Source organism: Mesorhizobium sp. M0040, from assembly GCF_040323505.1.
Classification (GTDB): Bacteria; Pseudomonadota; Alphaproteobacteria; order Rhizobiales; family Rhizobiaceae; genus Mesorhizobium.
This window is the reverse complement of record NZ_JAMYVA010000048.1, coordinates 13,133-36,913: the sequence shown is the minus strand read 5'-3', so window position 1 is coordinate 36,913 and position 23,781 is coordinate 13,133. Positions and strand designations below refer to the sequence as shown.

The 23,781-nt window shown below is 60.6% G+C and carries 26 protein-coding genes and 2 pseudogenes; 10 read left to right on the top strand and 18 right to left on the bottom strand.

Translation table 11 applies throughout. The features are described 5' to 3' along the window. Positions 1–74: 74 nt before the first annotated feature. From NKJ91_RS27545 to NKJ91_RS27530, 4 genes are all read right to left on the bottom strand, one after another. Complete coding sequence (locus tag NKJ91_RS27545; RefSeq protein WP_352458030.1) at positions 75–821, bottom strand: substrate-binding periplasmic protein; 747 nt, start codon at positions 819–821, stop codon at positions 75–77. Between the two features lie 163 nt (positions 822–984). Then, positions 985–2,277: a threonine synthase gene (locus NKJ91_RS27540; RefSeq protein ID WP_352458029.1), complete on the bottom strand. Its 1,293-nt coding sequence runs from the start codon at positions 2,275–2,277 to the stop codon at positions 985–987. Next, positions 2,274–3,467 carry a M24 family metallopeptidase gene (locus tag NKJ91_RS27535; RefSeq protein ID WP_352458028.1) on the bottom strand — a complete coding sequence of 398 codons (1,194 nt, stop codon included), beginning with the start codon at positions 3,465–3,467 and terminating at the stop codon, positions 2,274–2,276. The genes NKJ91_RS27540 and NKJ91_RS27535 overlap by 4 nt, the downstream gene beginning before the upstream one ends. Then, a complete protein-coding gene (locus NKJ91_RS27530) occupies positions 3,457–4,248 on the bottom strand; it encodes an IclR family transcriptional regulator (protein WP_352458027.1) in 792 nt (263 codons plus the stop codon). Before NKJ91_RS27530 ends, NKJ91_RS27535 begins: the two co-directional genes overlap by 11 nt. A gap of 128 nt (positions 4,249–4,376) precedes the next feature. Here NKJ91_RS27530 and NKJ91_RS27525 point away from each other — a divergent pair, with 128 nt between their 5' ends. Continuing rightward, the gene (locus tag NKJ91_RS27525; RefSeq protein WP_352458026.1) at positions 4,377–4,655 is read left to right on the top strand and encodes a helix-turn-helix domain-containing protein; all 279 of its coding nucleotides are present in this window, start codon (positions 4,377–4,379) and stop codon (positions 4,653–4,655) included. Positions 4,656–4,683: 28 nt separating this feature from the next. Here the strand turns inward: NKJ91_RS27525 and NKJ91_RS27520 are convergent, their stop codons facing one another. Continuing rightward, positions 4,684–4,899 carry a helix-turn-helix domain-containing protein gene (locus NKJ91_RS27520; RefSeq protein ID WP_023679380.1) on the bottom strand — a complete coding sequence of 72 codons (216 nt, stop codon included), beginning with the start codon at positions 4,897–4,899 and terminating at the stop codon, positions 4,684–4,686. On the opposite strand from NKJ91_RS27520, the pseudogene NKJ91_RS27515 reads away from it, so the two are divergent. The 3 genes and pseudogenes from NKJ91_RS27515 to NKJ91_RS27505 all read left to right on the top strand — a co-directional run. Further along, positions 4,898–5,530, top strand: a pseudogene (locus tag NKJ91_RS27515) (autoinducer binding domain-containing protein); the annotation flags it as partial. The gene NKJ91_RS27520 and the pseudogene NKJ91_RS27515 sit on opposite strands and share 2 nt — an antisense overlap. Beyond that, positions 5,510–5,779: a LuxR C-terminal-related transcriptional regulator gene (locus tag NKJ91_RS27510; RefSeq protein ID WP_352458041.1), complete on the top strand. Its 270-nt coding sequence runs from the start codon at positions 5,510–5,512 to the stop codon at positions 5,777–5,779. The pseudogene NKJ91_RS27515 and the gene NKJ91_RS27510, both read left to right, overlap by 21 nt. Before the next feature lie 73 nt (positions 5,780–5,852). Beyond that, the gene (locus NKJ91_RS27505) at positions 5,853–6,485 is read left to right on the top strand and encodes an acyl-homoserine-lactone synthase (RefSeq protein ID WP_352458025.1); all 633 of its coding nucleotides are present in this window, start codon (positions 5,853–5,855) and stop codon (positions 6,483–6,485) included. Between the two features lie 196 nt (positions 6,486–6,681). Here the strand turns inward: NKJ91_RS27505 and NKJ91_RS27500 are convergent, their stop codons facing one another. Continuing rightward, the gene (locus tag NKJ91_RS27500) at positions 6,682–7,155 is read right to left on the bottom strand and encodes an Lrp/AsnC family transcriptional regulator (RefSeq protein WP_352458024.1); all 474 of its coding nucleotides are present in this window, start codon (positions 7,153–7,155) and stop codon (positions 6,682–6,684) included. Between the two features lie 128 nt (positions 7,156–7,283). Here NKJ91_RS27500 and NKJ91_RS27495 point away from each other — a divergent pair, with 128 nt between their 5' ends. Then, positions 7,284–9,674 carry a thiamine pyrophosphate-binding protein gene (locus NKJ91_RS27495; protein ID WP_352458023.1) on the top strand — a complete coding sequence of 797 codons (2,391 nt, stop codon included), beginning with the start codon at positions 7,284–7,286 and terminating at the stop codon, positions 9,672–9,674. 104 nt (positions 9,675–9,778) lie between these two features. Here the strand turns inward: NKJ91_RS27495 and NKJ91_RS27490 are convergent, their stop codons facing one another. Genes NKJ91_RS27490 through NKJ91_RS27460 form a run of 7 tightly spaced genes read right to left on the bottom strand, consistent with a single transcriptional unit; the run spans position 9,779 to position 17,450 of the window. Further along, entirely contained in the window at positions 9,779–10,531 is a 753-nt protein-coding gene (locus NKJ91_RS27490) for an ATP-binding cassette domain-containing protein (RefSeq protein ID WP_352458022.1), read from the bottom strand. Positions 10,532–10,540: 9 nt separating this feature from the next. Next, positions 10,541–11,740 carry an alanine racemase gene (locus NKJ91_RS27485; protein ID WP_352458021.1) on the bottom strand — a complete coding sequence of 400 codons (1,200 nt, stop codon included), beginning with the start codon at positions 11,738–11,740 and terminating at the stop codon, positions 10,541–10,543. A gap of 12 nt (positions 11,741–11,752) precedes the next feature. Further along, complete coding sequence (locus NKJ91_RS27480; protein WP_352458020.1) at positions 11,753–12,727, bottom strand: ABC transporter permease; 975 nt, start codon at positions 12,725–12,727, stop codon at positions 11,753–11,755. A gap of 35 nt (positions 12,728–12,762) precedes the next feature. Further along, positions 12,763–13,824, bottom strand: coding sequence for a substrate-binding domain-containing protein (locus NKJ91_RS27475; protein ID WP_352458019.1), 1,062 nt, complete (start codon positions 13,822–13,824; stop codon positions 12,763–12,765). A 60-nt stretch (positions 13,825–13,884) separates the two neighbouring features. Next, complete coding sequence (locus NKJ91_RS27470; protein ID WP_352458018.1) at positions 13,885–14,946, bottom strand: substrate-binding domain-containing protein; 1,062 nt, start codon at positions 14,944–14,946, stop codon at positions 13,885–13,887. Between the two features lie 33 nt (positions 14,947–14,979). Next, positions 14,980–16,239, bottom strand: a complete 1,260-nt coding sequence (locus NKJ91_RS27465) for a M20 family metallopeptidase (protein WP_352458017.1) — start codon at positions 16,237–16,239, stop codon at positions 14,980–14,982. Further along, a complete protein-coding gene (locus NKJ91_RS27460) occupies positions 16,236–17,450 on the bottom strand; it encodes an ROK family transcriptional regulator (protein ID WP_352458016.1) in 1,215 nt (404 codons plus the stop codon). The genes NKJ91_RS27465 and NKJ91_RS27460 overlap by 4 nt, the downstream gene beginning before the upstream one ends. Before the next feature lie 85 nt (positions 17,451–17,535). Here NKJ91_RS27460 and NKJ91_RS27455 point away from each other — a divergent pair, with 85 nt between their 5' ends. From NKJ91_RS27455 to NKJ91_RS33895, 3 genes are all read left to right on the top strand, one after another. Beyond that, entirely contained in the window at positions 17,536–17,676 is a 141-nt protein-coding gene (locus NKJ91_RS27455; RefSeq protein WP_352458015.1) for an SAF domain-containing protein, read from the top strand. A gap of 218 nt (positions 17,677–17,894) precedes the next feature. Beyond that, on the top strand, positions 17,895–18,347 hold the full coding sequence (locus NKJ91_RS27450; RefSeq protein WP_352458014.1) for a Ros/MucR family transcriptional regulator: 453 nt from the start codon (positions 17,895–17,897) through the stop codon (positions 18,345–18,347). Between the two features lie 174 nt (positions 18,348–18,521). After that, a complete protein-coding gene (locus tag NKJ91_RS33895) occupies positions 18,522–19,142 on the top strand; it encodes a hypothetical protein (protein WP_502903638.1) in 621 nt (206 codons plus the stop codon). 67 nt (positions 19,143–19,209) lie between these two features. On the opposite strand, the gene NKJ91_RS27440 is transcribed toward NKJ91_RS33895, so the two are convergent. Next, entirely contained in the window at positions 19,210–19,473 is a 264-nt protein-coding gene (locus NKJ91_RS27440; protein ID WP_352458013.1) for a hypothetical protein, read from the bottom strand. Between the two features lie 53 nt (positions 19,474–19,526). Here NKJ91_RS27440 and NKJ91_RS27435 point away from each other — a divergent pair, with 53 nt between their 5' ends. Further along, positions 19,527–19,796, top strand: coding sequence for a DUF982 domain-containing protein (locus tag NKJ91_RS27435; protein ID WP_352458012.1), 270 nt, complete (start codon positions 19,527–19,529; stop codon positions 19,794–19,796). A 208-nt stretch (positions 19,797–20,004) separates the two neighbouring features. Here NKJ91_RS27435 and NKJ91_RS27430 read toward each other — a convergent pair. Both NKJ91_RS27430 and NKJ91_RS27425 read right to left on the bottom strand, forming a co-directional pair. Further along, positions 20,005–20,710 (bottom strand): annotated as a pseudogene (locus NKJ91_RS27430) (SOS response-associated peptidase). Between the two features lie 383 nt (positions 20,711–21,093). Beyond that, positions 21,094–21,678 (bottom strand): hypothetical protein, encoded by a 585-nt coding sequence (locus NKJ91_RS27425; protein ID WP_352458011.1) that lies wholly within the window; start codon positions 21,676–21,678, stop codon positions 21,094–21,096. 42 nt (positions 21,679–21,720) lie between these two features. Here NKJ91_RS27425 and NKJ91_RS27420 point away from each other — a divergent pair, with 42 nt between their 5' ends. Next, the gene (locus NKJ91_RS27420; protein WP_352458010.1) at positions 21,721–22,107 is read left to right on the top strand and encodes a hypothetical protein; all 387 of its coding nucleotides are present in this window, start codon (positions 21,721–21,723) and stop codon (positions 22,105–22,107) included. 346 nt (positions 22,108–22,453) lie between these two features. Here NKJ91_RS27420 and NKJ91_RS27415 read toward each other — a convergent pair whose 3' ends face one another. Both NKJ91_RS27415 and NKJ91_RS27410 read right to left on the bottom strand, forming a co-directional pair. After that, positions 22,454–22,744 carry a hypothetical protein gene (locus NKJ91_RS27415; RefSeq protein WP_352458009.1) on the bottom strand — a complete coding sequence of 97 codons (291 nt, stop codon included), beginning with the start codon at positions 22,742–22,744 and terminating at the stop codon, positions 22,454–22,456. Between the two features lie 185 nt (positions 22,745–22,929). Continuing rightward, a complete protein-coding gene (locus tag NKJ91_RS27410) occupies positions 22,930–23,631 on the bottom strand; it encodes a hypothetical protein (protein WP_352458008.1) in 702 nt (233 codons plus the stop codon). Positions 23,632–23,781 lie beyond the last annotated feature (150 nt).

Below are 23,781 nucleotides of genomic sequence, written 5' to 3'. Positions count from 1 at the left end.
CAAAGCCGGTCATTCCGATGCGATCCTTTGGTCCTGCCAGCCGGCGCTTCTGTCGAGGTCAGTGCGGGTTGGCCTCAAAGGCCATATTTGGCAAATATTCGGCTTAATTCGCCGCTTTCCTTCAGCTTGGCGATGGAGGCATTCACCTTTTCGAGAAGCAGTGGATTTTCCTTGGCAACCGCCAACGCGACCTCGCCTTTTTTCATCGGCTGATAGCCGTCGACGAGGCGAACACCCAGGTCGGGATTCTTTGAAAGCTGATATGCGACGATCGGGGCGTCACCGAAACCGGCCTTGATGCGGCCCAGAACCACATCGCGCATCATGTCAGCGATTGAGTCGTAGAGCTTGACTTGACCGAAGACGCCAAGCGCTTCCAGAGCGTCAGCGTAGGTCGAGCCGATCTGCGCCCCGACGGTCGCACCTCTGAGCTCCTCGATCGTGTAGTTTTTGCTATCGCCGGCAGCAACAAACATCGCCTCGCCATACGCGTAAACCGGCGTGCTGAAATCGATCACCTGCTTTCGTTTGTCCGTTATGAACATGCTGGCGGAAATCAGATTGATTTTGTCGGTCGTCAATGCCGGGATCAGGGCTGGAAAAGCGTTTATTTGAAAATCGGCGGTCGTACCAAGGCTCGCGGCAATCGCACTTGCCAGATCGACCATCGCGCCTGTCGGCTTTTGGGTTGCGGTGTCGACAAACGTGAACGGCACTCCGGTTGGCGTGACGCCGACTCTGAGCGTTTCCTCAGCCATCGTCTGAGTTGCCATTGCGACACTGAGGGCTGCGAGCCAGCCGATGAGTGTTTTGCGAAGCATGAAAATTCCCCTTTCATCATGTTTGAATCGAGGTTCCGCTCGCTAAGCGAGTTGAATTTGCCTCTCGTGGATAGCTTTTGGAAGTCGCAATTACGTCCAGTGGCGGACGAGATCATCAGTCGATCAGAAGTCGTATCTGTTCATGATCGTCTCTATCTTCTCTTCAGGACATCTTGGCCGCGCGTTGTTCATCAGAGGGCGTGAAATAGTCGCTGTCCTGGGCAAGGTGTTCCCACGCTTCGGCAACTGACCGAAACGATTGTTGTGCTTGGCCCGCGCCGGTCGAACGATCCAAATCCTTGAGGCCGCTCGCTGTCACGATGGCAACGACGCTGTCCGACCGCGCGATGGTGCCTTCTCGCCTCAAGGATTCGATAGCTGCAAATGGCGTCACCGAGGCAAGCTCGGCAAAAACACCCTCGGTGGCCGCAAGCTGCTGCTGCATGGCTATCAAGCCGATATTGCCGACCGGCATTGCCGTGCCGCCAGATTCACGCAGGGCGTTGAGCGCCTGAAACGTGCTTCGTGTGGTGCCGATCGAGATGGCAAGCGTGTTGAAGCTTGCGGGGACTTCGGCAACCAGATCTCCCTTGCCGGCAAGGGCTCTGGCCAAAGATCCATGCACTTCCGCCGCCACGAGTCTCGGCAACCGCTCGATCTTGCCTTGGCTAAGAAGGTCCTTAAATCCGGCCCACAGCCCGGCAAGCGCGTCCCCATAGCAAACAGGCAAGGCGCACCAGTCCGGCACGGCACCGTGCATTTGTTCGACGATTTCGTAAGCCAGGGTCTTGTAGCCCTCGATCCCGACAGGATGACTGCCCACCACGGGGCTGTGAAACGGTGATGTTGCAAACCATCCGAGGCGCTCGGTACCAGCGGCAAGCAATGGCCAGCGATGGGACTTGTCGGCCAGGGATACGACGCTTGCGCCGTATTTGCGGATCTGCGCCAACATTGCGCCGGCGGTGCCTGAGAATGTGACAACGACGCATTTCAGGCCCGCCCGTGCAGCATAGGCGGCAAGTGAGGCCCCGGCGTTCCCCGACGAAGCAGTCGCCACCACGCGTGCGCCACTCAAACGTGCCATCGACACCGCCACGGTCGAGAAGCGGTCCTTGTGGGACCAGGTAGGGTTTGCGCCCTCGTCCTTGATAAGAAGCTTGGGGACGCCGAGCTGCTTTCCCAGCTTCTCGGCGCTCAGCAACGGCGTCAGGCCCTCGCCCAAGGAGATTGCATCGCTGAGTCCACAAGGAAGCATGTCGGCATAGCGCCAGAGCGAGGGCAGGGCGGCACCCGCTGCGGAAGCGGCCGATGTAGCTCCGGATGGATCGTAGGCGACCTTAAGATTGGCCGGTGCTTCGGCACAGCATATCGGGCAGCCGCGTGAGTCGATTTTGGTATCGATCCGGAACAAGGCGCCGCATCGAATACAGGAAAACCCTGCCGCGCGGCTCATAACGGCACCCGGGTGATTGCATCGTGCGTCTGCGTCAGCCGCTCCACTCCGCGCTGGCGAACAACCACCGTGTCCTCCACCTGGAGTCCCCAGCGGCCGATTTCGTAGTAGGGGGTCTCCACGCACAGCACCATTCCTTCTTCAAGGATGTCTGTACTGCGCGCCGAGAGCGTCGGCGCATCATAACCATCAAGGCCGATGCCATGTCCGACGTGATCGCGCTGGTAGTGGGCAATTCCTTCGCGCTTCACCACACGCACGACCGTCTCGAAGAGCTGTGCTGCTGCCATGCCCGGCCGGATAATGTCGCAGGCATGCTGAACGCCGCGCAGCAGCGCCTGCTGAAGCCGATGCGCCTGCGGCGGCGGCTCGCCCAGCGCGGCGATGCGGGCAATGTCGGCGCGGTAGTGCCGAAACCGGCCACCGACGTCGAAGCGGATGATTTCTCCAGCGCGCAACCTGCGGTCAGACGGCTGGACGTTCATGAGCGCGCTGCGCTCGCCAAAGCCGATGCATCCCAGTACGGGCAGGGCGCCTTCCTCGACCGTCCTGACATGAAAAGCGCGCGCCAGATCTGCTTCGGTGGCGCCTTCCTGAGCAACGCCGAGTGCTGCTTGAATGGAGCGTTCGGCAATCTGGGCAACTTGGCCGAGCCGTTCGATTTCATCTGCCGTTTTTACGGCACGAACCTCGCGAAGCAATGCGGTGGCTGGTAGGAACGACGCATTGGGAAAATGGGCTCTGAGGGTTTCCTGGTATCCTGGCGCGAGTCCCGCCTCGTCTATGCCGATCCGCCCACGGGTGAGCTTGGCTTCCTCCAATGCGGCGACCAAAGCCGCAATGGCATCGCCATGCCTCGGCAGGTCTCGAAGCTGGAGGTGTCGTTCATTGGCGAGGTCCACGGTGGCCGAGGAACCGACATTGGCGTAAAAGTCGCCATAGCGCCGAACCTTGCTTACCCACAGTTCCTGATCGGCAACGAGGTCGAGGGTGCTGGAGCTGGCGATGATTTCAGGCGTGCCCTTGTCAGGAGCCGGCCACACCACATAAGCCTGCGGGCCGCGACGGATCCATTGCGGCAGAGCCCAGAAGCCGCTCATATAGGTCACGTTTTCCGGGGCAGTCGCTATAATTGCGTCAAGCCCGGCTGCCGTCATGCATTGTTTCAGGCGCGCTTCGTTAAGCAGCATGATGGGAATCCCGTGCCTGTTTTGCTTCCAGAAAGCCGAGACCGGCGGAAATGCGCGCCGCAGCCGCCATTACTGCCTCTCCAATCTCAGCAATCTCCACATGCGGTCCCACTGACCGGGGGTAGGCCGCACTTATCGCCGCGATGATTGTGCCTGACGCATCTCGAAGCGGTGCGCCGACCGCAATCAGCCCGGTAAAGTTCTCGTCCAGGGATGTTGTGTAACCAATGGGCTCGGACGCTCTGATTTGAGCAACGAGCTTGTGCGGATCGGTGACTGTGCGTGCGGCAACCTGCTCCAGTGGACCTCGTCCAAGAATCCCAATGACCGCCTCGCCGCTCAGCTCCATCAGGAGCGCCTTGCCCAACGCGGTGGAATGCAAGGGGAAGGTCTCGCCAGGTGAAGAACGAATGACGACCGGACTCTTGCTTTGCACTGTCAAGAGATAAATTCCGCAGCTGCCCCGCCTGATACCGAGGAATGCGTTGAAGCACCCTTCGGCGGCCAGCGCCTGCAGTTCGATTTCAGCCAAACCAACCAGGCGATCTCTGCCCAGGACCTTCCGCGCCAGCGCCAGCACGGAGTGACCCAGCCGGTAGCGCCGCGAGTCTGGCGACTGCTCGACATAGCCCTGCTCTGCCAGGGTATTCAGAATTCGCTGCACGGCGGGAGCACTCTGCTCAAGCCGGCGGGCTAGTTCGCGCACCCCGACAGCTTCGTCCGCTTCCTTGAGGACATTGAGAACCGCAAGCCCACGTTCCAACGAAAGATTTCCTGTCACTGGCGTTCCTTATTTCGGAATGGCGTTCCGTAATATGACGAGAAAAGCAGCAATGGCAGCGCCTGTCAATGATGAATGTTCACTATAGTGTGTCGTCCTAAAGTGTACGCAGCGACGACCATGCCCTCATGGACCTACGGGTGGTTGTCGGCCTGAACGTACAGAGGATTCGGCGCGCACAAGCCCTCTCTCAAGAGGAACTGTCGTTCCGTTCAGGGTTCACGCGCGCCTATCTGAGCGGTCTCGAGGCCGGCCGGCGCAATCCCACACTCCTGTCGCTCGCAAAGCTTGCCACTGCATTGAGCGTCGACATCGAGGAGCTGACGAAACTGCCCGGCAGAAACGCCCGAGCCTCAGCTGGCGATGGTGCTGTGGCGGCGCGTGAGCGGCGCAAGAGTAAGTGCTGATGCTCTCGGCGGCCTGCTGGCCGGTGCATCATGGCGAGTTTCGACGGATGAGCTGCTCCACGTCAACTTGCAATGCCAGCGCCAGGACCTCCAGCGTGTCGACGGTCGGTGAGTTTTCCTCCCGCTCGAGCTTGCCGACATAGTTGCGATCAAGGCCGGCAAGGTCCGCGAGCTGCTCCTGCGACAAGCCGGTACCCTGGCGAAGCAACCTCAGATTGCGAGCAAAAACAGACCTCAGCCTCATGCGGCGAGGCAGTCAGAACGCGCCCTTTAGTGCCACCTACTATAGTAGTCAAAAGTCATGCCGGACGTTGCGGTCGGACCTAAGTTATTTATTTTGTTTTCTTTGTTTCAGTACATTGAAAGGGCCTACAATGGCGGCGGTTCACGGGAGCGTCTTACAGGATCAGCTAATACAAATCTTTGAAGCAACCGCGCAGATTGACCGTGCAACCAGCGCCGCCGAGATCATTCGGCAACTGCGCAAGAGCATCGAACGTCACGGCTACGCAGCCTGTCTCGTCACCGAATTGCCACGCCAGGACACCGGATCGCTGGATGGACACATCCTTGTCAACGGTTGGCCGCAGGAATGGTACGACCGCTACATGGCTGCCGGACACTATCGCCATGACCCTTGTGTTGCTGTGTGCCGTGGTGCGATCGGGCCCTTCCTTTAGCGGGACGTCCATCACGGCTTGACGGACGGAAATGCCAGGAGGGTGATGGATGAAGCGAAAGAGTTTGGGCTTTGCGACGGGATCTGCATCCCGATCCAGGCTGCGTTTGGCGATCCGGCCTGTGTAACGGTTGCCGGAAATGAAATTGATTTGGCGCCGACGGTGCGCTGCACCATTCATGCCCTTGCGCGCCATGCCTATTCGGCTGCCGAACGACTCGTTGGCAACTCGCGCAGGCGGCCGAGACAAAAGCTTTCCCAACGAGAACGTGAAATCCTGCAGTGGGTCGCGGGAGGAAAGACCGCATGGGAGGTTTCCCGAATACTTGGCATCTCGGAAAACACTGTGACGACCCACCTGCGCAACATCAAGCAGAAGCTCAGCACCGCCAACGTCGTGCACGCAATCGTCGAGGCTTTTCGCAGGCACGAAATCGAGCTTTGATCCATCCTCAGATCTGGGTATTTCACGGGCAATCGTCGCGTGGTCGGATGGGGTTCCATCTCGAGGAACCACAATGATTCAGGTCCATGTCGTCGACGCGTCAAACTGCTTTGCCTATCGAGAGGATCTCGACAGCTACTTCCGCCTGAGACATGAAATCTATGTCGATGAACGTGGCTGGCATGAGCTGAGCCGCCCCGACAGTCGCGAGATCGACCCGTTTGATACATCCGAGGCGATTCATCTGCTCGGCATCCAGCCGGGAAGAGGTGTCGTTGCCGGATCCCGCCTGGTGCCGAGCCTCAGACCGCATCTGATGAGCGAAATCTTTCCGCAACTTGCCGATGGTGGCGTTCCGCGCCGACCCGATATCTATGAGTGGACGAGATTTTTCGTGGCCCGGGATTTTCGCGAGCCCGGCCGGCCCTGCCAGGCCGCCGGCGTGATCTACTGCGGAATTCTGGAATTCTGCATTCAAAGAGGCATTAGCAATCTGACGATTGTCTGTGAGGACTACTGGTTCGACCGCTTGGCATCGATCGGGTGGTGCCCGAAAAGGCTCGGCGCTCCATTCAAATGCGATGACATGACCATCATCGGCGTGATGGTCGACGTCGGCCCGTCCGCCTTGGCCGCGACGCGACAATTCTACCGCATAACGGACCCAGTGCTTTGGGCCGACACGCCAATCAAGCAGCTGGCCTGACCGTAGGCCGTCGCTGGGCGTTACGCCTCGAACGACCATGCTGCCTGGCGGACAAGTTGGTGCATGCCGGCGAATGCGCATCCACCTTTCAGCCATAACGCTAGTCGCAAAATCGGCCGCTCCAGTCACCACCGGGCGAAATCGTGCTGTTCGAAACCGAAAACTAAGCGATTGACTGGCCAACGTTTGGAAAAAATCATGTCTCGACCGGCAGCCGGTTCGACCGCTTGATCTGCGCAAGCGCGAAGCTGGACTCGATGGAGGAGACGCCATCGAGCCGCGTCAGCTTTTCCTTCAGGAAGCGCTCATAGGCGTGCAGATCGCGCACCACCACACGCAACAGATAGTCGCGCTGGCCAGTCATCAGATAGCAATCGACCACCTCCGGCCAGCGTGCGATCGCCGCGTTGAACCGCTTCAGCTCGTTCTCGCGCTGGCGCTCAAGCTTGATTGAGGCAAACACCGAGATCGGCAGATCGACCATGTCCTGGTCAATCAGGGCGGCATAGCCGGTGATCACGCCCATATCCTCCATCAGGCGGACCCGGCGGGCGCAGGGCGAGGCCGAAAGGCCGACCCGCTCGGCAAGCTGCTGCGCCGTCATCCTGCCGTCGACCTGCAGCGCGGCAATGATCTTTCGGTCGATATCGTCCAGTCGACTTTTTGGCATCGAACGTTACTCCATTGGTCGATATTGGCGAAACCAGCTAACGCAGCTGCCAATCTCATGCAAGTTTAGCGACAATTGGTTTTTGCTCAGCCCTATGATTGCGACATCGCAACCGGGAGTCTTGCAGCATGGACAAACAAAAACTGGAGGCACTTTCGGCGCTGGAGAAGAAGGTGCTCTGGCTGTCGACATGGATGATCCATAACGCCAATCACCTGCGGGAAAATACGGACGGCTTGAAGGTTGGCGGACACCAGGCGTCCTCGGCGTCGCTCGCCACCATCATGACCGCGCTTTATTTCTCGATATTGAGGCCGCAGGACCGTATCGCGGTGAAGCCGCATGCCTCGCCGGTATTCCACGCCATCCAGTATCTTCTGGGCAATCAGACCAGGGAGAAGCTCGAAGGTTTTCGCGCCTTCGGTGGCGCGCAAAGCTATCCGTCGCGGACCAAGGATGTCGACGACGTCGATTTCTCCACCGGTTCCGTAGGCCTCGGCGTCGCGCAGACGCTGTTTGCCTCGCTTGTGCAGGATTATCTCGTTGCCCGCGATGAAACCCTGTCCGAGGGCCGGATGGTGGCGCTGATCGGCGACGCCGAGATGGACGAAGGTAATATCTTCGAGGCGCTTTTGGAAGGGTGGAAACACGGCCTGCGCAACTGCTGGTGGATCGTCGACTACAACCGACAGAGCCTCGACGCCGTGGTTCGCGAAGGTCTTTGGGAACGCTTCGAAAACATTTTCCGGAATTTCGGCTGGGATGTCGTGATCCTGAAATACGGCTCCTTGCTCGATGCCGCTTTTGCCGAACCGGGCGGCGAGGCGCTGAAGGTTTGGATCGACGCCTGCCCCAACCAGCTCTATTCGGCGCTGATCTTTCAAGGCGGCGGCGCCTGGCGCAAGCGGCTGTTGGCCGACATTGGAGACAAGCCGGGCCTGGCATCGCTTCTCGACCGGCGCTCCGATGCCGAACTCGCCGCGCTGATGACCAATCTCGGCGGCCACGACCTACCAGGCCTGATCGAGGCCTTCGGGACGGCACGCGGCAACGATCGACCGACATGCTTCATTGCATATACGATCAAGGGCTTCGGCCTGCCGCTCGCCGGCCACAAAGACAACCACGCCGGCCTGATGACCAGGGATCAGATGGCGGTCCTCCGCGCCTCGATGTCGGTCGGCGACGGGCGGGAATGGAACGCCTTCGAGGGATTGGCTGTTGGGGATTTGGAGCTGCAACGGTTCCTCGATGCCGTTCCGTTCGCGGCAAAGGGCCAGCGGCGCCGGCACGCCCAGCGCATCGTGGTCCCTGGTCGTCTCGTCGCGGAAGCCAAAGGCAGCGTCTCCACGCAGGTCGGCTTCGGCAGAATTCTGGACGAGATTGCGCGGGCTGGCGGGCCGCTCGCCGACGCGATCGTCACGGCATCGCCCGATGTCACGGTTTCGACCAATCTCGGCCCCTGGGTCAACCGGCGCGGCCTGTTCGCGCGTCAGTCACTCGCCGACACTTTCCGCAGCGAACGCATCGCCTCGGCGCAGAAATGGGAATTCGGCACCTCCGGCCAGCACATCGAACTCGGCATCGCCGAGAACAATCTGTTCATCCTGCTGTCGGCACTTGGGCTGTCGCATTCGATTTTCGGCAAACGGCTACTGCCGATCGGCACGCTCTACGATCCGTTCATCCAGCGCGGTCTCGATGCGCTCAATTACGCCTGCTATCAGGACGCGCGCTTCCTGCTGGTCGCCACGCCGTCCGGGGTCACATTGGCGCCGGAAGGCGGGGCGCATCAGTCGATCGCCACACCGTTGATCGGCATAGCGCAAGACGGGCTTGCCGCCTACGAGCCGGCTTTCGTCGACGAGTTGGGCGTCATCATGCGCTTTGCGCTGGATTATATGCAGCGCGACGGCGACGCCGTGCAGTCGGAGCGCACCTGGCTGCGCGACGAGACGGGCGGTTCGGTCTATCTGCGGCTCTCGACGCGCCCGGTCGAGCAGATCACGCGTAGCGTGACGCCCGTACTCGAGCAGGACATCATCGACGGGGGCTACTGGCTGCGGCCTCCGGGTCCCAATGCCGAAGTGATTGTTGCCTATACCGGCGCCGTTGCGCCGGAGGCCATCGAGGCTATCGGCATGATGGCGGAGGACCGTCGCGATGTCGGTCTCCTGGCGGTGACCTCGGCCGATCGGCTGAACGCAGGCTGGACTGCCGCGAGCCGGGCACGCGAACGCGGCGTTGTTCACGCCAGGAGCCATGTCGAAAGGTTGTTTGCCGACCTCCCGGCGCATTGCGCCATCGTCACCGTCACCGACGGCCATCCGGCCGCGCTCGGCTGGTTGGGCTCGGTCTACGGCCATCGCACGCGCAGTCTCGGCGTCGAGCATTTTGGCCAGTCGGGCACGATCGGCGACCTTTACCGGCATTTCGGCATCGACGCCAATTCCATAGCCACAGCGGCCGACCGGATTGCCGGTGGCCGCCCTATCCGCTATCTGCGCGCTCTAGATTGATGCTGGCGACATTCTCTGGCCGGGGCCTGATCGTGGATCTGAAGTCATGCCACTCGCTGCTCGGGTAAGGCAATATCTGAACGGCGCGCCTCTGTCGGACCGGGCTAGTGCTGAAGCCCGGTGATCATGGCGACGATCTCGTTCTTGTCGGTCTCGCTGGTCTTGCGCACGCCGATCTGTTTGCCACGTCTCAGAACACAGATCCGATCTGAGAGCCTGAACACCTGGTCGAGGCTGTGGCTGATGATCAGCACGCCGATATTGCGCTGCTTCAGCGACAGAACAATCGTCTCGACCTTGGCGGTCTCGGCAACGCCGAGCGCGGCGGTTGGCTCGTCGAGCAGGATCAGCTTGCTTGCCCAGTGCGTGGCGCGCGCGATCGCCACGCCCTGGCGCTGGCCGCCCGAAAGATCGCGGATGGTAGCGTGAGCCGATGGGATGCGAACGTCGAGATCCTTCACCAGCTTTTCGGTGTCGTCGATCATCCGGCGTCGGTCTAGCAGGCCGAAGCGGTTCACCGGCTCGCGGCCAAGAAACATGTTCATGTAGACGGTCTGCTGATCGGCGAGCGCCAGGTCCTGATAGACCACCTCAATGCCGTGTGCGCGCGCCATGGTGGCGCTCGACATTGCCACCGCCTGCCCCTCGATGATGATCGTCCCGGATGTCGGAGCATGCACCCCTGTCACGATCTTGACCAGCGTCGACTTGCCGGCACCGTTATCACCGACCAACGCCACTATCTCGCCGGGATAGAGCTCGAGCGAGAAATTTTCGATGGCGGTGAGGCCGCCGAAATTCTTGCGGATGTCGCGCAGCTGCAAAACAGGGGGCGTGCCGGTCGTGGTCGCGTTCATCACTTGCTCCTAGACAGGCCAGGCAGCGGTTTCGCCAAAACCGTTTTCGATCGTTTCGACTTGGGGCGCCCCCTTTGAGACACCGGAGATGCCGACCACGTAGGCGCGGGTCACGAACGCCTGGCCGCGAAAGCCGAACACCGCCGTGTCGCCGGGGCGTGGAGCATTGGCGCCGCTAGCGTCAATCATTGCGTAATAGTCGATTGCCGCAGGCGGCGGCACCTCGACGCTTCTGAGCGCGGCGGCGGCCGTGGTGGGTTCTGCGGACACGATTGCCTTCACCTCGTAGTCCGGAAAGATCGGATCGATATAGAAGCCGCCACCCAGGCAGTAGGCTTTGCCGCCAGACAAATGCGAGACCTCGGTCAAATACAGAACGGCAGGGAGCTCCGGCAGATCCTCCATGACGTGCAGCGCGGTGGTGCCGGCCAAGCCATTGCCCGGTTCACATTGCGTGGCGCCGGCTTCGGCCAGCGCGCCAAGCAGGACACTCGACGTTGTGCCGGGCGCGTTCACCTCTATGTTGCTGCGGCCGGACTTGGCGAGCGCTTCGGCAGCTCTGCCCAGTGTCGCCAGATTGTGTGTCGGCAGGACTGTTCGCGTGGTCTGGTCGAACAACAGCGCCGGGAAGGTGGTGATACCAGCGAACCGTGCGCCGTCGAGACCATCCAGTTTTTCGGCGACCGCGGCGATATCGGCCGCCTCAAAACCACCTTCGTGGCCGCGGTAGAAAACGTCACCATCGGCGCGGATGCGGGCAAGCAGGTTTTGCGTGTACCCGGCGAGCCTTGCGCCGGCAGCGGCTTCTTCAGCCTTGGTGTCGTTGAAGACGGTCCAATAGTCCGGCCTGAACGTTTTGGCCGCCGCATTGGCCTCGTGCCTTGCGATCTGCTGCAGGTGGCCAAGATGACCGAGCCTCAGGCCGGCTCTGTGCGTTGCCCGCGCGCAGGCCATGTCGACGGCAACGGCCTGATCGATGCCGCCACGCTTGAGCGCATGGCAGAACGAACTGGCGCGGCCGACCTGCTTGGTCATGGCGAAAATCTTCAGGCCGAACCGGTCGGCCTCGCGCTTCAGGACCCGAGCGTTGCTTTCGACGGCATCGAGGTCGAGCACATAGGAATTAGCCGGCAGCTTTCCTTCCTGGTGCAGGCGCGTGGCGCTTTCTATAAAGCTCGGATTGCGGCGCCGCAGAACATCGAGGAACATGACAAAACTCCTTCAACGGGACTTTTCGCGCAGCGATACGGCGACCGCCGCAAGAATGATCAAGCCGCGCACGATCATCTGGTCGGAGACGGACAGGCCCATCAGGATGAGGCCGTTGTTCAGCATGCCCATCATCAGCGAGCCCACCAGCGCACCGACAATCGATCCCTTGCCGCCGTTAAGCAGGGTTCCGCCAACAATGACGGCCGCTATCACCGTCATAAGGTCGGTTTCGCCGAGCGTATATTTCGCGGCCTGCAGCCGGCCGGCATAGAGCAGCCCGGCAAGGCCGGCGAGCCCGCCGCTTATGGTCAGAACGGCCAGCCTTATCTGCGCCACGCTGATGCCGGAAACACTGGCGGCACGGCTGTTGTCGCCGGTGGCCAGCACATGGGCGCCGAAGCGCGTCTCGCGAAAGATGAGATGCGCGATCGCAACGGCAATGACCGTCCACCAGATCAACGACGGAACACCCAGCAAAGAACCTGAGCCGAAGAAGCCGGTGAAGGCGTCGTTGGTGACCGGGATCGACCGCAAATCGGTCATCGAGCGAGATACGCCGGCAAACAACCCGAGCGTCGCCAGCGTTACCAGGAATGAAGGCAACTTGACGTAAGCCACGAGGGCGCCGTTGAGCAGGCCGATCAGCAGGCCGGCGCCGAGGCCGGCCAGTACCCCGGCCAACAAGCCGTAGGCGTTTATCGCCACCGCGGCGGCAAGGGCTGCCACGGCAACGATCGAACCTATCGAAAGATCAATCTCGCCCGCCGACATGACAAAGACGAGGCCGATCGCCATGATCGTCACGGGTGCCGTCTGCAGCACGATGTTCGATAGGTTGCGGACCGTCAGAAAACCGCTGTCCTTCAGTATGATCGCGAAGAACAGAAAGATCGCCAGAAATCCGAGATAGACGACATATTGCTGCAGGTTGAAGCGGCTGACCAAGCTCGCTGCCCGGCCGGGGCTGGTGTTGACACTCGACATTCTCACTTCCTCCGGCGGGGCGCCATCGTCTGCCGCTATTTCATGGCGGCCGCGATGGTCGCGGGCACGTCCTTGTTGAGGGACCGCTTCCACCCGTCTTTGACAGTGTCCTTGGTGACGGCGATGGAATCGACCACGATGAACGGCGCGGCCTTCTTGCCGATCAACGAGGCGGCCGTGGCGCGCGCCAGCGTCACGCCGATATCGTAGGCTTCGTCTGCGATGAGTGCCGCAACGTTGCCGCCTTTCACCATGTCCAGTGCCGCCGGTTCGTTCAGGTCGAGCGTGACGATTTTGGTGTGGCTGTTGCCGGCCGCCCGCAATGTGGACAGCACGCTAAGCGCCGGCTCAGCCCAGGTAACGTAGATACCGTCGAGGTCTGGGTGCTGTGTGATCATCGCCTGCGCGATTTCCTCGCTGCGCGCGGGGTCGGCCATTCCGGCCTCGGCCACGATCTTCATGCCCGGATAGTCCTGCTCGATCGTGTGCTTGAACGCTCCATCGCGCTGGTTGGTGACGTAGAAATCGGCATCGTGAAAGATGTAGCCGACCTTGCCCTGCTTGCCGAGCGCGTCGGCCATTGCGATCCCGGCCTTGTTGCCCATCTGGAAAAGGTCGTCCGAAACGATGGTCACATAGTCCTTGTCCTGAACGTAGCCTGCCGGCGAATTGTCGACGAATCCCAATTTCACGCCGGCCTGGCGCGCAGGATCATAGACGGTGGCCGCACTTGCGGGATCGACCGGTAGGGACAGTATGATCGAGGGCTTTTTGGCGAGTACTGTCTCGACGTCGGATTTCTGCCGGGCTGCATCAAAGCCAGCGTCGGTTTGAGCGACCACCCTGATGGCGAGCCGCTTCAACTCGTCCTGGGCGCCGCTGTTCACCGCGTTGGTGTATTCGCTCATCTCATGCCAGACCAGCGCGGCGGTGTATTTGCCGTCCTTGATCTGCTGCTCCTCAGCTGGTGTGAGCACGACGCTCTTTGCCGGCGTCGGCTTTTCCCCGTTCGGTCCCGTGGTGGTGCCCTCGGCTGCGAAGGCGTTGGCGGCGACGAGCGCTACCAGTGCCGACAACATTCCAATTGCTGTGCGCATGTCAGTTCCCCTTGCTTTTATGGTGTCGGCGGCCCTGATTGGCCGCCGGGCATTCGCCTGTCACTTGGCCGCGTCGAGCACCGATTGCGGCGCGTCGCGGTTCAACGAGTCCTTCCAGCCCTGCGCAACGTTCTGCTTGGTCACGGTAAGCGCCGGGGCAACGACGAAGGCCGGCGTCTCCTGGCCGAGCAGCGCCTTGATGCCGACAGCGGCCATGGCGCGACCGAGCTCATACGCCTTGTCGGCCACCAGTGCGGTCACGTTGCCGCCCTTGACCATATCGAGCGCGACCGGTTCGGCGAGGTCGAGCGTAACGATCTTGGTCTTGGTGTTTCCGCTTGCCCGCAAGGCCGACAGCACGCCGTCGGCCGGTTCGGCCCAGGTGACGTAGATGCCGTCAAGGTCGGGATGCTGCACGAGCATGGCGCTGGCCAGCTCTTCTGCCCGCGCCGGATCGGAGATCCCCTGCTCGGCGACGATCTTGATACCGGGATAATCCTTCTCGATCGTTGTCTTGAAAGCCTGGTCGCGCTGGTTCGTCACATAGTAACTGGCGTCGTGGAAGATGTAGCCGACCTTGCCCTTGCCATCGAGCGCCTTGGCCAGTGCATCGGCCGCCTGCTTGCCCATCTGGAACAGGTCGTCAGTGACGATGGCGGCATAGTCGGTTCCGTGCTTGTAGCCTTTCGGCAGATTGGAAAGGAATACCAGCTTGGTGCCGTCGGTGAGCGCCTGACGGAACGCCTCGGCCGAAGTGACCGGATCGAGGGGCAGCGACAGGATGACGTTTGGCTTCGCCGCGAGCGCGGTTTCGATGTCGCTGCGCTGGCGCGCGGCGTCAAAGCCCGCGTCGGTGGTGGCGACGATTTGAATGCCGGCACGGGCAAATTCATCCTTGGCACCGGACGTGACCGCATTGGTGAAGTCGGAGGAGGTGTGCCACAGCAGCGCCGCCTTGTAGCCCTTCTCCTTTACTGCGGCCAGGTCTGCGTCCGACAATCTAACCTCGGCGCTGGGTGTCGCCGTCTCGCCGCTTGGTCCCACTGTCTGTGCGCCGGCTCCGCCGGCCAACAGCATAAGGCTGCCTGCAAGTGCTGTAGCAACAAGTCTGTCTATCAGCATGGTAGTTCTCCCATTTTCGCTCTCAGTTGTCCTTCATTCCGTAACGCCGCAATACTCCACCATGAACCGGGCGAAGCCTACGACGCCCGCCAGATATTCCTCGACATCGACGTGTTCGTCGAAGGTGTGGCAGTTGCGAATGTCGCCTGGCGCGCAGTACACGGCGGGGATGCCGAGCCGGTTGGTGAAAAATGACGACTCTGACCAGAATGGCGCGCCTTCGATGGCGCCGCGACCAGCCATCGATCGGGCCATGGCGGCAGCAAGAGCGCCGACCTCCGGCCTGTCAGGTGCAATCTCGGCGGCGTTACCCCCGAGCGGATGATCGCGGCCTGCCAGATAGGCGAACGCCAACGTAATTTCGGGATCGGTGATGGCGCCGCGCACCACTGCCTCGATTTCGGCGGCGGCCTCGTCCAGCGACTCGCCGGGCAACAGCTTGCGGATCAGCGACAACGTGCAGCGTTCGGGCACAGCGATGTAGCCGCCGCCCGCAAGCCCGGTGATCAGCAGGAAGCCACGCCCAATCAGCGGGTGCTCGGCTCTTGTTGCAACATCTTCCGAATGCTTCCATAGCGCGCTCATGACGGCGTGGCTTGCACGCAAGGCATCCTTGCCGAGTTCGGGTACGCCGAAATAGGCTGATCGTCCGGTGATGGTGATGTCGGTAATGAAGAAGCCAATTTGGGCCGGATAAACCGAAAGGCGGGTAGGCTCCACATAGACGACGAAATCGGGCGCCAAGACTTCGCCTCTCTCAATGCGGCCGACGAAGTCCTTGATACCGGCGGAGACGCCGGTTCCAGGCTGGCCGCTCTCCTCGTCGCCGACGAAGGCAAAGGCAACGTCGCTGGCCAGTTGGATGTCGGCTGTGTCGAGCAGAGAGAGTGCCGACAGCGCGGAGCAGATCCCGGCCTTGAGGTCGCCAGCGCCGCGGCCCCAGATCTGCCCGTCGATCATTGGCGCGGCAAACGGATCCCGCTTGGCGGTGCCAGCCCAGTGCTCGCGCCAGCCCTCGACATGGACCGTATCGGTGTGGCCGATGAAGAGCAGCCGCTTGCCGGCGCCAGCACCTTTGCGCTCACCCCAGACGTTGGGCCGGCCGGGCGCGAATTCCGCACGCCGAATTTCGCTCAAGCCAAGCACGCGCATCCGGTCTTCAAGGAAGGCGACAAAGTTTTCTTCGTGACCGGTTATGCTTTCGCGGCCGATTGCCCCCTGCAGAAGCTTCACCGCTGCGTCGCAATCGAGGGCGTCGCGCAAGCGGGCGGTAATGTCCTTTAAGGCGGTCATAACGTGGCCTCGCGCAGCACGGCCGAACTGGCTGGGGGAAGCGAAATGCGTCCGTCGGGCGCGTCGACGCCGAACAGTGTGTTGTGCAGCTGGCCGAGCCCGATGGCGGCAGCGCCGATGAGCGCTGCCCGCGACCCGAGTTCGCTGGCCTCAACGGCGATAGGATAGGGGAAGCAGCGCGGCAGCAGGTCCCTAACGCGCAACAGGATTTCCGGCCGCAGCCCGATCGAGCCGCCCAGGACGACCTTTTGCGGATTGGCAATTGCCGCTATGGCCACAATGCCTTGCGCGAGGTAGCGTGCGGTTTCGTCGAGCACCGTCGCGGCATGCCGGTCTCCGGCCAATGCACTGTGGAAAATCGTCGGCACGTTGACGATGTTGCCCGTCAGCGCTGCGTAGCGTTCAACCATGGCGTTGGTTGCGACCACGCGCTCGAAAGCGCCGGCGCGCAATGATGTCGGCGCGAAAGGATCGGCGCCAATCGGCAAAAAGCCCATCTCGCCGGCTGCATTGCTGGCGCCCCGCACCAGATTGCCTCCAACCATGAGGCCGCTGCCGATACCGGTACCCAGCGCTATGAAGGCGAGATTGTCGATACCGCGGCCGCACCCCTGCCAGTTCTCGCCGAGCACCGCCAGGTTGACATCGTTCTCGATCACCACATGAAACCCGAATGCGTTCTCGAAAGCGCGAACGACATTCATCGTGCCAAAGCCGGCAATATTCGGGGCAAGCAGGACGCGGCCCGTCTTCTTGTCGGGTGCACCGGGAACACCAATCACCGCCAGCCTTATCTTTGTGCGCGAGATTCGGTGCCTCTCGGCCGCCTGAAGCGCTAGATCCACGATCTGGTCGACGATGAACTGTCCGCCCCGAGGATCGGTCGGCGCCGTTTCCTCTGCGAATATCTGGCAGGCAAGATCGGTGAGGGCGACCCGGACTTTGGCGCCGCCGAGGTCGACCGCCGCGATGTAGGCCGCGTTAAATACGAGTTCGTAAGTGACAGCCGTGCGTCCGACATGTCCGCTCGTGCGCCCTGTTTCCTGTACCCAGCCTTCCTGCTCGAGTGTCCTGACGATCTCGGAGATTGTCTGCTTGGACAAGCCGGTCTGCTTTGCGATTGAAGCGCGCGAGATCGGCCCGCCTTGCACGATCGCCTCCATGACGGAGCGCTGCGAGAACTGACGAGAAATGCGCGGCAAGTCGTTCAACGGCAGCTCCGATTAATTCGTTCTGTGACCGAACTTAATAATCATTTTAGACGGCAGTCAACTGGCCGCTCAAAAAAGGGTTTTTTTGCCACAAGCTCGCGCTGCAGATCTCGCGGCAAGCTCCAAGGTGCGCAAGTACGCAGACGTGATCGGTCGCCTTACAGCTCCGGTCGTCGCGGGCGACCATGTGCATGTTCACAACCTTGAAAGTCTGCGCGAAGTTTGAACTGCGCCCGCTCTCGAAGCGCACGGCGATGTGTGCGTGATGTACTTGGGGTCGACCGTCGAGAGCGGGTCGACTGATCTCATTTTTCTTCTGAGCCAGGCGTCAGTACACCGCAGTCGGTCCTTGGAGCGATCTAGCGTCAAATAATCGTTGTTTGCAATTGCGCAGGCCGAATTTTCCAAATAGGAACGCCGGAGATCAACAAGGGAACGATTTTGATGGATGAAGCAATTGGGCAGAGAAGGGCTGATCTGCTAGGGATGACAGCAGATATCGTCGCAGCCTATGTCCAGAGCAACGCAACGCCCGTGGCGGATCTGCCGAATTTGATCGCCAGCGTTAATTCTGCGTTGTCTGGCCTGGCTAAGCCGGTCGCTGCACCATCGCCAATACTTACGCCCGCGGTAAATCCTAAGAAGTCGATCTTTCCCGAATACATTATAAGCCTTGAGAACGGGCGCAAGTTCAAGTCGATGAAGCGCCACCTGGGCTTGCTTGGCATGACACCTGATGAGTACAGAGCCAAGTGGGGTTTGGCGTGGGACTATCCTATGGTAGCGCCCAGCTATGCGGCTCAGCGGTCTGCGCTTGCCAAAGCTGCCGGTCTCGGCCGCAAGGCGGTTGCCAAAACGCCAAAGAAAGCACCAGCAAAGCGCAAGGCCAAAGCCTGACAGTGCACGACTTCGGGCCATGCCATCAGGTCTGGATGGTCCAGATGGCCTGACTGGGAATGAGCTACCTAGTTTCGCGGTTCAGTAAGCACCGCTCACGCCACAACACAAGCTTCAGCACGGCTTGCGTCTTCACGTCCTCGCATCCTGGCGGGGCAGGGGAGGCCGATCAATGTGCGATCGACAAGTCGAGCCGATACATCGTCGCCCTCGACAGACAATCAAATCATATCGATAAAATCGCACTACATCGACACATCACGCTCTGCTCGATGCCACAAAGCAACAACGCCGCTGAATCCAGCAGCGCTCCGTGCTTCAAGGGCATGGCCATACGGATGCTGGGTAAGCCTAAATTTCTTCCCCGAGCAATATCCTGGCCTCCTTGGCAGCAGCGATGAAGGCCTGGCGCGCTATCCTTGGTGGTTTTTCTCCACGGATTACGGCGAGGCATGCTTCGATTGCGGCGAGCCGCGACTTGCCCTCCGGCCTCGGCCAATCCCTCAGCAGAACTTCGGCCGCGTCGGATACCGACGCAACAACTCTGTCGCGATCGATCCGGCCGGGTTGAACGACGACGGGCTTTCTGAAACGTTTCGTACGCACGACAGCCTCCAAGAACAAGATATGTTAACTTCTGCTGATCCTTTGCGCCACATCAAACGTCCGCAAGTAACAGAAGGCATCCGCTTGGCCCAGAAGCTGCCGCCGCGATGGACGCTGGCCAGTGCTTCAGCCGTCGGGCTTGGCCCCGACTTCGAAGAGCGCATCGCCAATAGCGGCGTTACCCAATAAATGATCCACAAATAACCATTGAAGGGGAGTTCTCCGAACACCGCGAAATGGAATCTCGGGGCTGAATTTACTCCATATCCGGCACGTCACCGCTGGTGAATAGCACGGTCGGCGGGCCATAATCGCCAATGGCCGGGTCGGCGTCGCGGCTCCATGCTATTACGCCAACGTGCTTCACTGCGAGCGCCTGACCGGTGCGGATTGCGCGTTCCTCGCTTTGCTGATCGGCGGGACCAAAGGCGGGAAACAGTTCGCCGTCCTCGCCACGATCGAACGCCACTACGACGATTAGCTTGGGCTTCTTTTGACCGGGCAGAATATGATCAGACATGGCAGGAACCTATCACATGACCGAGAATTGAGTCGCGTTTCGAGACTCGGGAGGTGCGCGTGCAAGACCACCGTTTTGAGGAGCCTGTGCGCGTTGCACTCGGCAGGTCGCGGAACACTGTCTACACCGTGGAGCGGGTTGCCCAAGCCGCCGATATCCTTCTGAACAGATGGCCGACGACGACCAGCAAGAAGCACGTCGCGGCCCGGAAAGCCTGTCTTGGTGCTCTCCAAGGACTGAAGGAAGCTCACCTCGTCCGTAAGGCTTTCGTTGAGGCCGCGAAGGAGGCGGACATCTTGGTTGAACTGGGTCCGCGGGCCTGAGGTGGCAGTCAGAGGAAGTGCTCTCCGTCGGCACGGTGTTCAAAACAGAGCCCAATGCAATGGCTGTCTGGACTTGGCGCATCCCCATCCAACATCCTTGCCACAATCGGCATGCTCGCACTTATGATGCTGAATACCTGGGCGCGTGTGACGGGTTCTATGGCGCTGGGAACGCGAATGACCTGTTCGTTGCTCATTGGCAAGCCCGTTAGAGTAGCCACCCTTGTGCCGGGCTCTGCTGCGGGATTTTGATCTGGGTGGCGGGTTTCTCGACGATCACCAAGGCGTCGTCGGGAGCTGGGCGCTGTAGCTGCTTTGCTTCGGTCCATGGCGCGGTCAACCAAGTCTCGATGTCCTCTCGCGTGGTCAGGATCACCGGCATCGCCTTTTCGTGGATTGGCGCGATCAGCGCGTTGGGTTTGGTGGTCATGAATGCGTAGACCTCGTGTTCGCCCGGACCTTCCTTGACCTTTCGGACTCCCTGCCAGCGCGGCCAGAGGCCAGCGAAGAAGAACAGCGGCCGCTCCTCGCTGAGCGCGAACCAGAAGTTCCGCTGTACGCCGCCTGTCTCCGGGTCCCTATCGCCAGGCGTGGGGCTGCTCTGCGAAGCTCGTCACTGGCACCACGCAACGATGCTCGATGCCGACATATTGCTGCCAGTGGCCATATTGCGGGTTGCGGATATTCGTCGTGCCGGAATCGGCGTTGCCTTTGACGCGCTCCAAGGGCGTCGGCATTCCCCAGCGCAGTTTAGCCAGTTCGCGCTCCCCGTCCGCTGCGTTGCGAACGATCGGGCCGAACTGGTTGGGGTAGATGTCGATCGACGGCTCCAGGTTGCCCAGAATGTCGCGCAACGCCCCGGTCCATTGGCGGATCGCCTCTTGGCTGGTGGTGATGCTGTAAAGATTACACATGTCGTTGCCTTAGTTGCGGAGGGCCTCGGGAACACTCAGCGGCCCGAGATCGAGAATTCTCTTGTATTCGCCTGTCCGGCGCCAGACCCCGTTTGGGTGGCCGTTTTCTCGATCACACCTAGGATCGAATGATGCCTCCGAAGTGCTGAAGGAACAGCTGTGCGGACGCCTGGTCGGCGAAGCAGTAGAGTCTCCAGTTCTTTTTTTAAGATTCGGCCATGTCGCCTGCACCCGCCTTACCATTCCGGCCAGCCCGCGCTCTCCGCAGAATTCACGGATCAGCGCAAAGCTGTGTCCGGTACATAGGTCGTCGGGCAGCACGATCTGACTAGGGCCATTCCCGGTCGATCCTGGCCGGCGTGGGCCCTGGGCTGCGCATCGCATCACTGCGCGGTCGGTTTCTCTATCGCCTTCTCCAGTGCCTCAATGGCGTCCAGCACGGCTTTGCGCTTGGGCTCGATTGGCTCGTCTGGATGGAAACCGGCAAGTGCGAGCGTGGTGAAGGCGACCGTCACATCGGAAACCAGATCTCGCGCCAGAAATTCGTCGAGCGCGGCAGCAACACTCCAGGCCAGCGTGCCGGCGGCTGAATCCATGAACTCGCCGTTGCCGTCCTCCGCCTCGGTCAGCGCGCGAAGCTTTGCCAGAGCTATGGCCCTGTCGGCGAGTTGTGCTTCCGGGTCGGTCGGCAATTCCAAATCTGCGGCAGCCGGCCTTTTCTCGGCAGACCAACCAGCGCAACATGCCTCAAGCGCCGCTAGCTGGGCTTCCATCCAGATTTGAGCGGCTTTGTCTTCTTTTTCTGTCGGCTGGCCGTCATCGGGAAAACCACTTATGTCCCAGCCCTCGAGCGCGAACATGCCTTCTGCTGCTTGTCTGCTTGCTGTGATGCCGGCACGCTCCAATACAGCCTCGGCGGCCAATAACCCACGCAAAATCTCCTCGCCCGAGGCACCCTTGACGCGCAAAAGCAGGTTCATATCTGCCTCCTGTTGCTGTTAACGTTGCAAGTGAACAAAAACAGAACAAAAAGTCAAGAGCGCCTTGACGGACGAGGAAAATGTTCCTCATTTTTAGGCATGCCAGAACAACCCGAAAAGTGGCCGAGGGGCGCGCCATGGACGTTGATGCATGCCCATAATACGGGGCAGGTGGCCCGCATCAGCTGCGGCCACTGCAACATCAAGCGTTTCTACAAGCCGCTGGAGCTGCGCGAGGTGATCGGCAACGTCACCATTGACCAGGTGCGGGCAAAGGTCCGTTGCGAAAAATGCGGTCGCAACGAATGGATGAGAGCCGAACTATTCCATCCTGTCGGTCAGGAATTGGAGACGATCCGCTACCGCCGCCTGGTTGAAATCAGATGGGAGCGGCGCGTCGTATGGAGGGACGAGTGACGGCATTTTTCGATCGAACCCGGCTGCGGGAATGCGGCCGTTGGCCGGCACACCGCTGGGCCGCCAGGGCCGGGCGCGTCTCGGCCGTCGCTGGCGCCGGCCACCAATGGCAGCACCGGCCAGGCGAAGGAAGTTTTCCGGCAGACTTCGGCATGCATGTAAGATCGGCATGCGCGACCAGATAGATCGCCGCCAGAATGTGGGCGCAACAAGCTAATGGTTGTAAATGTTTTCCTGTTGCCCTTCCCTAAGTGCCGCCCGAAACAAAGCACGTGCGCTTTGAATGCGGCGCCTTGAAAGACGCGGAAATCGGTCATCCGTTGGACGTCGGAACTAGCAGACCTGTTTAGGCGCTCCCGTCAGTCTCGCTTTCCTCGTCGATAGTCCGAAACGGCAAATACGCGTTGGCCTCAAGCCATTCTCGCAGAATGATCTGGATAAGCTCCGGCCTGCCGATTTTCATCTCGGCTGCTATGGAATCGAGTGCGTCTGCGGTTGCTGGCTCAAGCGGCACGCCACCGACGTTTCTTAGCATCAAAGCAGCGCGACGCAGGATAATCTGCAAATCCGCGCGAGGCATGTCGGCTATGCGCTCGGCGGCGCTTTCGAGATCTTCCGCGAAAGATCGGCGTGTCATTGGCCCCGGTCCGTGGTGGTACTCAATTGCTACTGCCGCAAAGGTTTTCGCAGGGTGCTCCGTCGCAATCGCGGTCGAGATTGCCTCCCCACGGACAATTCTGCAGGTACCAGATTGCCTCCGCACAGGACCGAATCTTTCCGCACGTCAGTCGCGGGCTACAGCTCCACGATTGAGCGATGTGTTCATTTGACGAAGCGCTCATCGGATAAGTTGGATAGGTTGTCGCGCTGGCAGAGAAGCAAACCGCCACGAAGAACAGCATTTTCAGCCCTCCCAAGCCCCATCCGAACATGCGGCAAGCTAAGCGGGCATGCAATACGCCAAGGTAGCGACGCAGTTGCCAGTCGTGCCGGGTGGGTTTTTGAAAATCGGCCAAAGTCTCGGCTAGACCGTTCGCCCACGGAGGGCCGCAGATGCTGTCGAGATGATTGCCTTGATGTCGACGACAGACGTGACGGCGATGATCGCCTCAACCAGCGCGTTAGCGCAGTGTCGATCCATTCGCCCAGTGGCTCTCGTGCGTTTCCCGACAAGCCGGATGGCTGCCCTTTGACACGCTCATTGACTTCCATTGGCAGTCGCCCGGCCGCTTCTGCATCGAGCTTGTCCAATTCACTTCGGTTGGTGGGACCAATTGCAACAGTACCGATTATCGGCACCATCGGCGGCTCCGGATCTTGCACTTTCTTCTTTGCTTTTAGTTCAGTAATTTCCTCGTCACGTCTGGCAATGCGGCTTTCCAGATTCGCGAGACGTTCGGTCAACAAATAGCGGCCGACCACAAATCCGCCTCCTCCGAAGAGAACGGCAAAACTGGCAAAGACGGCCGGGTTCGCCAGCACCAGCGTGGAGTTCGCTTCCAAAAAACTGATAACATCGTGCATCGTCAACTCGACCCCGTCGTGCCGCAAACAAGATAGCAGTCATGACCGGCTGGCTCGGCCTCGAATTCTCCGCCCGGCATTTCTTGTTCCGGACCGTTTGGGTTCCTTGTAAGTCAAAAGTCCCGGGTCGCTCGCCGTCATGACAGACGT

Bases quoted from the DNA above. Each gene is read 5' to 3' on its own strand.
- NKJ91_RS27545 (WP_352458030.1), bottom strand. From the start codon at position 821: ATGCTTCGCAAAACACTCATCGGCTGGCTCGCAGCCCTCAGTGTCGCA.
- NKJ91_RS27540 (WP_352458029.1), bottom strand. From the start codon at position 2,277: ATGAGCCGCGCGGCAGGGTTTTCCTGTATTCGATGCGGCGCCTTGTTC.
- NKJ91_RS27535 (WP_352458028.1), bottom strand. From the start codon at position 3,467: ATGCTGCTTAACGAAGCGCGCCTGAAACAATGCATGACGGCAGCCGGG.
- NKJ91_RS27525 (WP_352458026.1), top strand. From the start codon at position 4,377: ATGGACCTACGGGTGGTTGTCGGCCTGAACGTACAGAGGATTCGGCGC.
- NKJ91_RS27520 (WP_023679380.1), bottom strand. From the start codon at position 4,899: ATGAGGCTGAGGTCTGTTTTTGCTCGCAATCTGAGGTTGCTTCGCCAG.
- NKJ91_RS27505 (WP_352458025.1), top strand. From the start codon at position 5,853: ATGATTCAGGTCCATGTCGTCGACGCGTCAAACTGCTTTGCCTATCGA.
- NKJ91_RS27500 (WP_352458024.1), bottom strand. From the start codon at position 7,155: ATGCCAAAAAGTCGACTGGACGATATCGACCGAAAGATCATTGCCGCG.
- NKJ91_RS27495 (WP_352458023.1), top strand. From the start codon at position 7,284: ATGGACAAACAAAAACTGGAGGCACTTTCGGCGCTGGAGAAGAAGGTG.
- NKJ91_RS27490 (WP_352458022.1), bottom strand. From the start codon at position 10,531: ATGAACGCGACCACGACCGGCACGCCCCCTGTTTTGCAGCTGCGCGAC.
- NKJ91_RS27485 (WP_352458021.1), bottom strand. From the start codon at position 11,740: ATGTTCCTCGATGTTCTGCGGCGCCGCAATCCGAGCTTTATAGAAAGC.
- NKJ91_RS27480 (WP_352458020.1), bottom strand. From the start codon at position 12,727: ATGTCGAGTGTCAACACCAGCCCCGGCCGGGCAGCGAGCTTGGTCAGC.
- NKJ91_RS27475 (WP_352458019.1), bottom strand. From the start codon at position 13,824: ATGCGCACAGCAATTGGAATGTTGTCGGCACTGGTAGCGCTCGTCGCC.
- NKJ91_RS27470 (WP_352458018.1), bottom strand. From the start codon at position 14,946: ATGCTGATAGACAGACTTGTTGCTACAGCACTTGCAGGCAGCCTTATG.
- NKJ91_RS27465 (WP_352458017.1), bottom strand. From the start codon at position 16,239: ATGACCGCCTTAAAGGACATTACCGCCCGCTTGCGCGACGCCCTCGAT.
- NKJ91_RS27450 (WP_352458014.1), top strand. From the start codon at position 17,895: ATGGATGAAGCAATTGGGCAGAGAAGGGCTGATCTGCTAGGGATGACA.
- NKJ91_RS27440 (WP_352458013.1), bottom strand. From the start codon at position 19,473: ATGTCTGATCATATTCTGCCCGGTCAAAAGAAGCCCAAGCTAATCGTC.
- NKJ91_RS27415 (WP_352458009.1), bottom strand. From the start codon at position 22,744: ATGACACGCCGATCTTTCGCGGAAGATCTCGAAAGCGCCGCCGAGCGC.
- NKJ91_RS27410 (WP_352458008.1), bottom strand. From the start codon at position 23,631: ATGCACGATGTTATCAGTTTTTTGGAAGCGAACTCCACGCTGGTGCTG.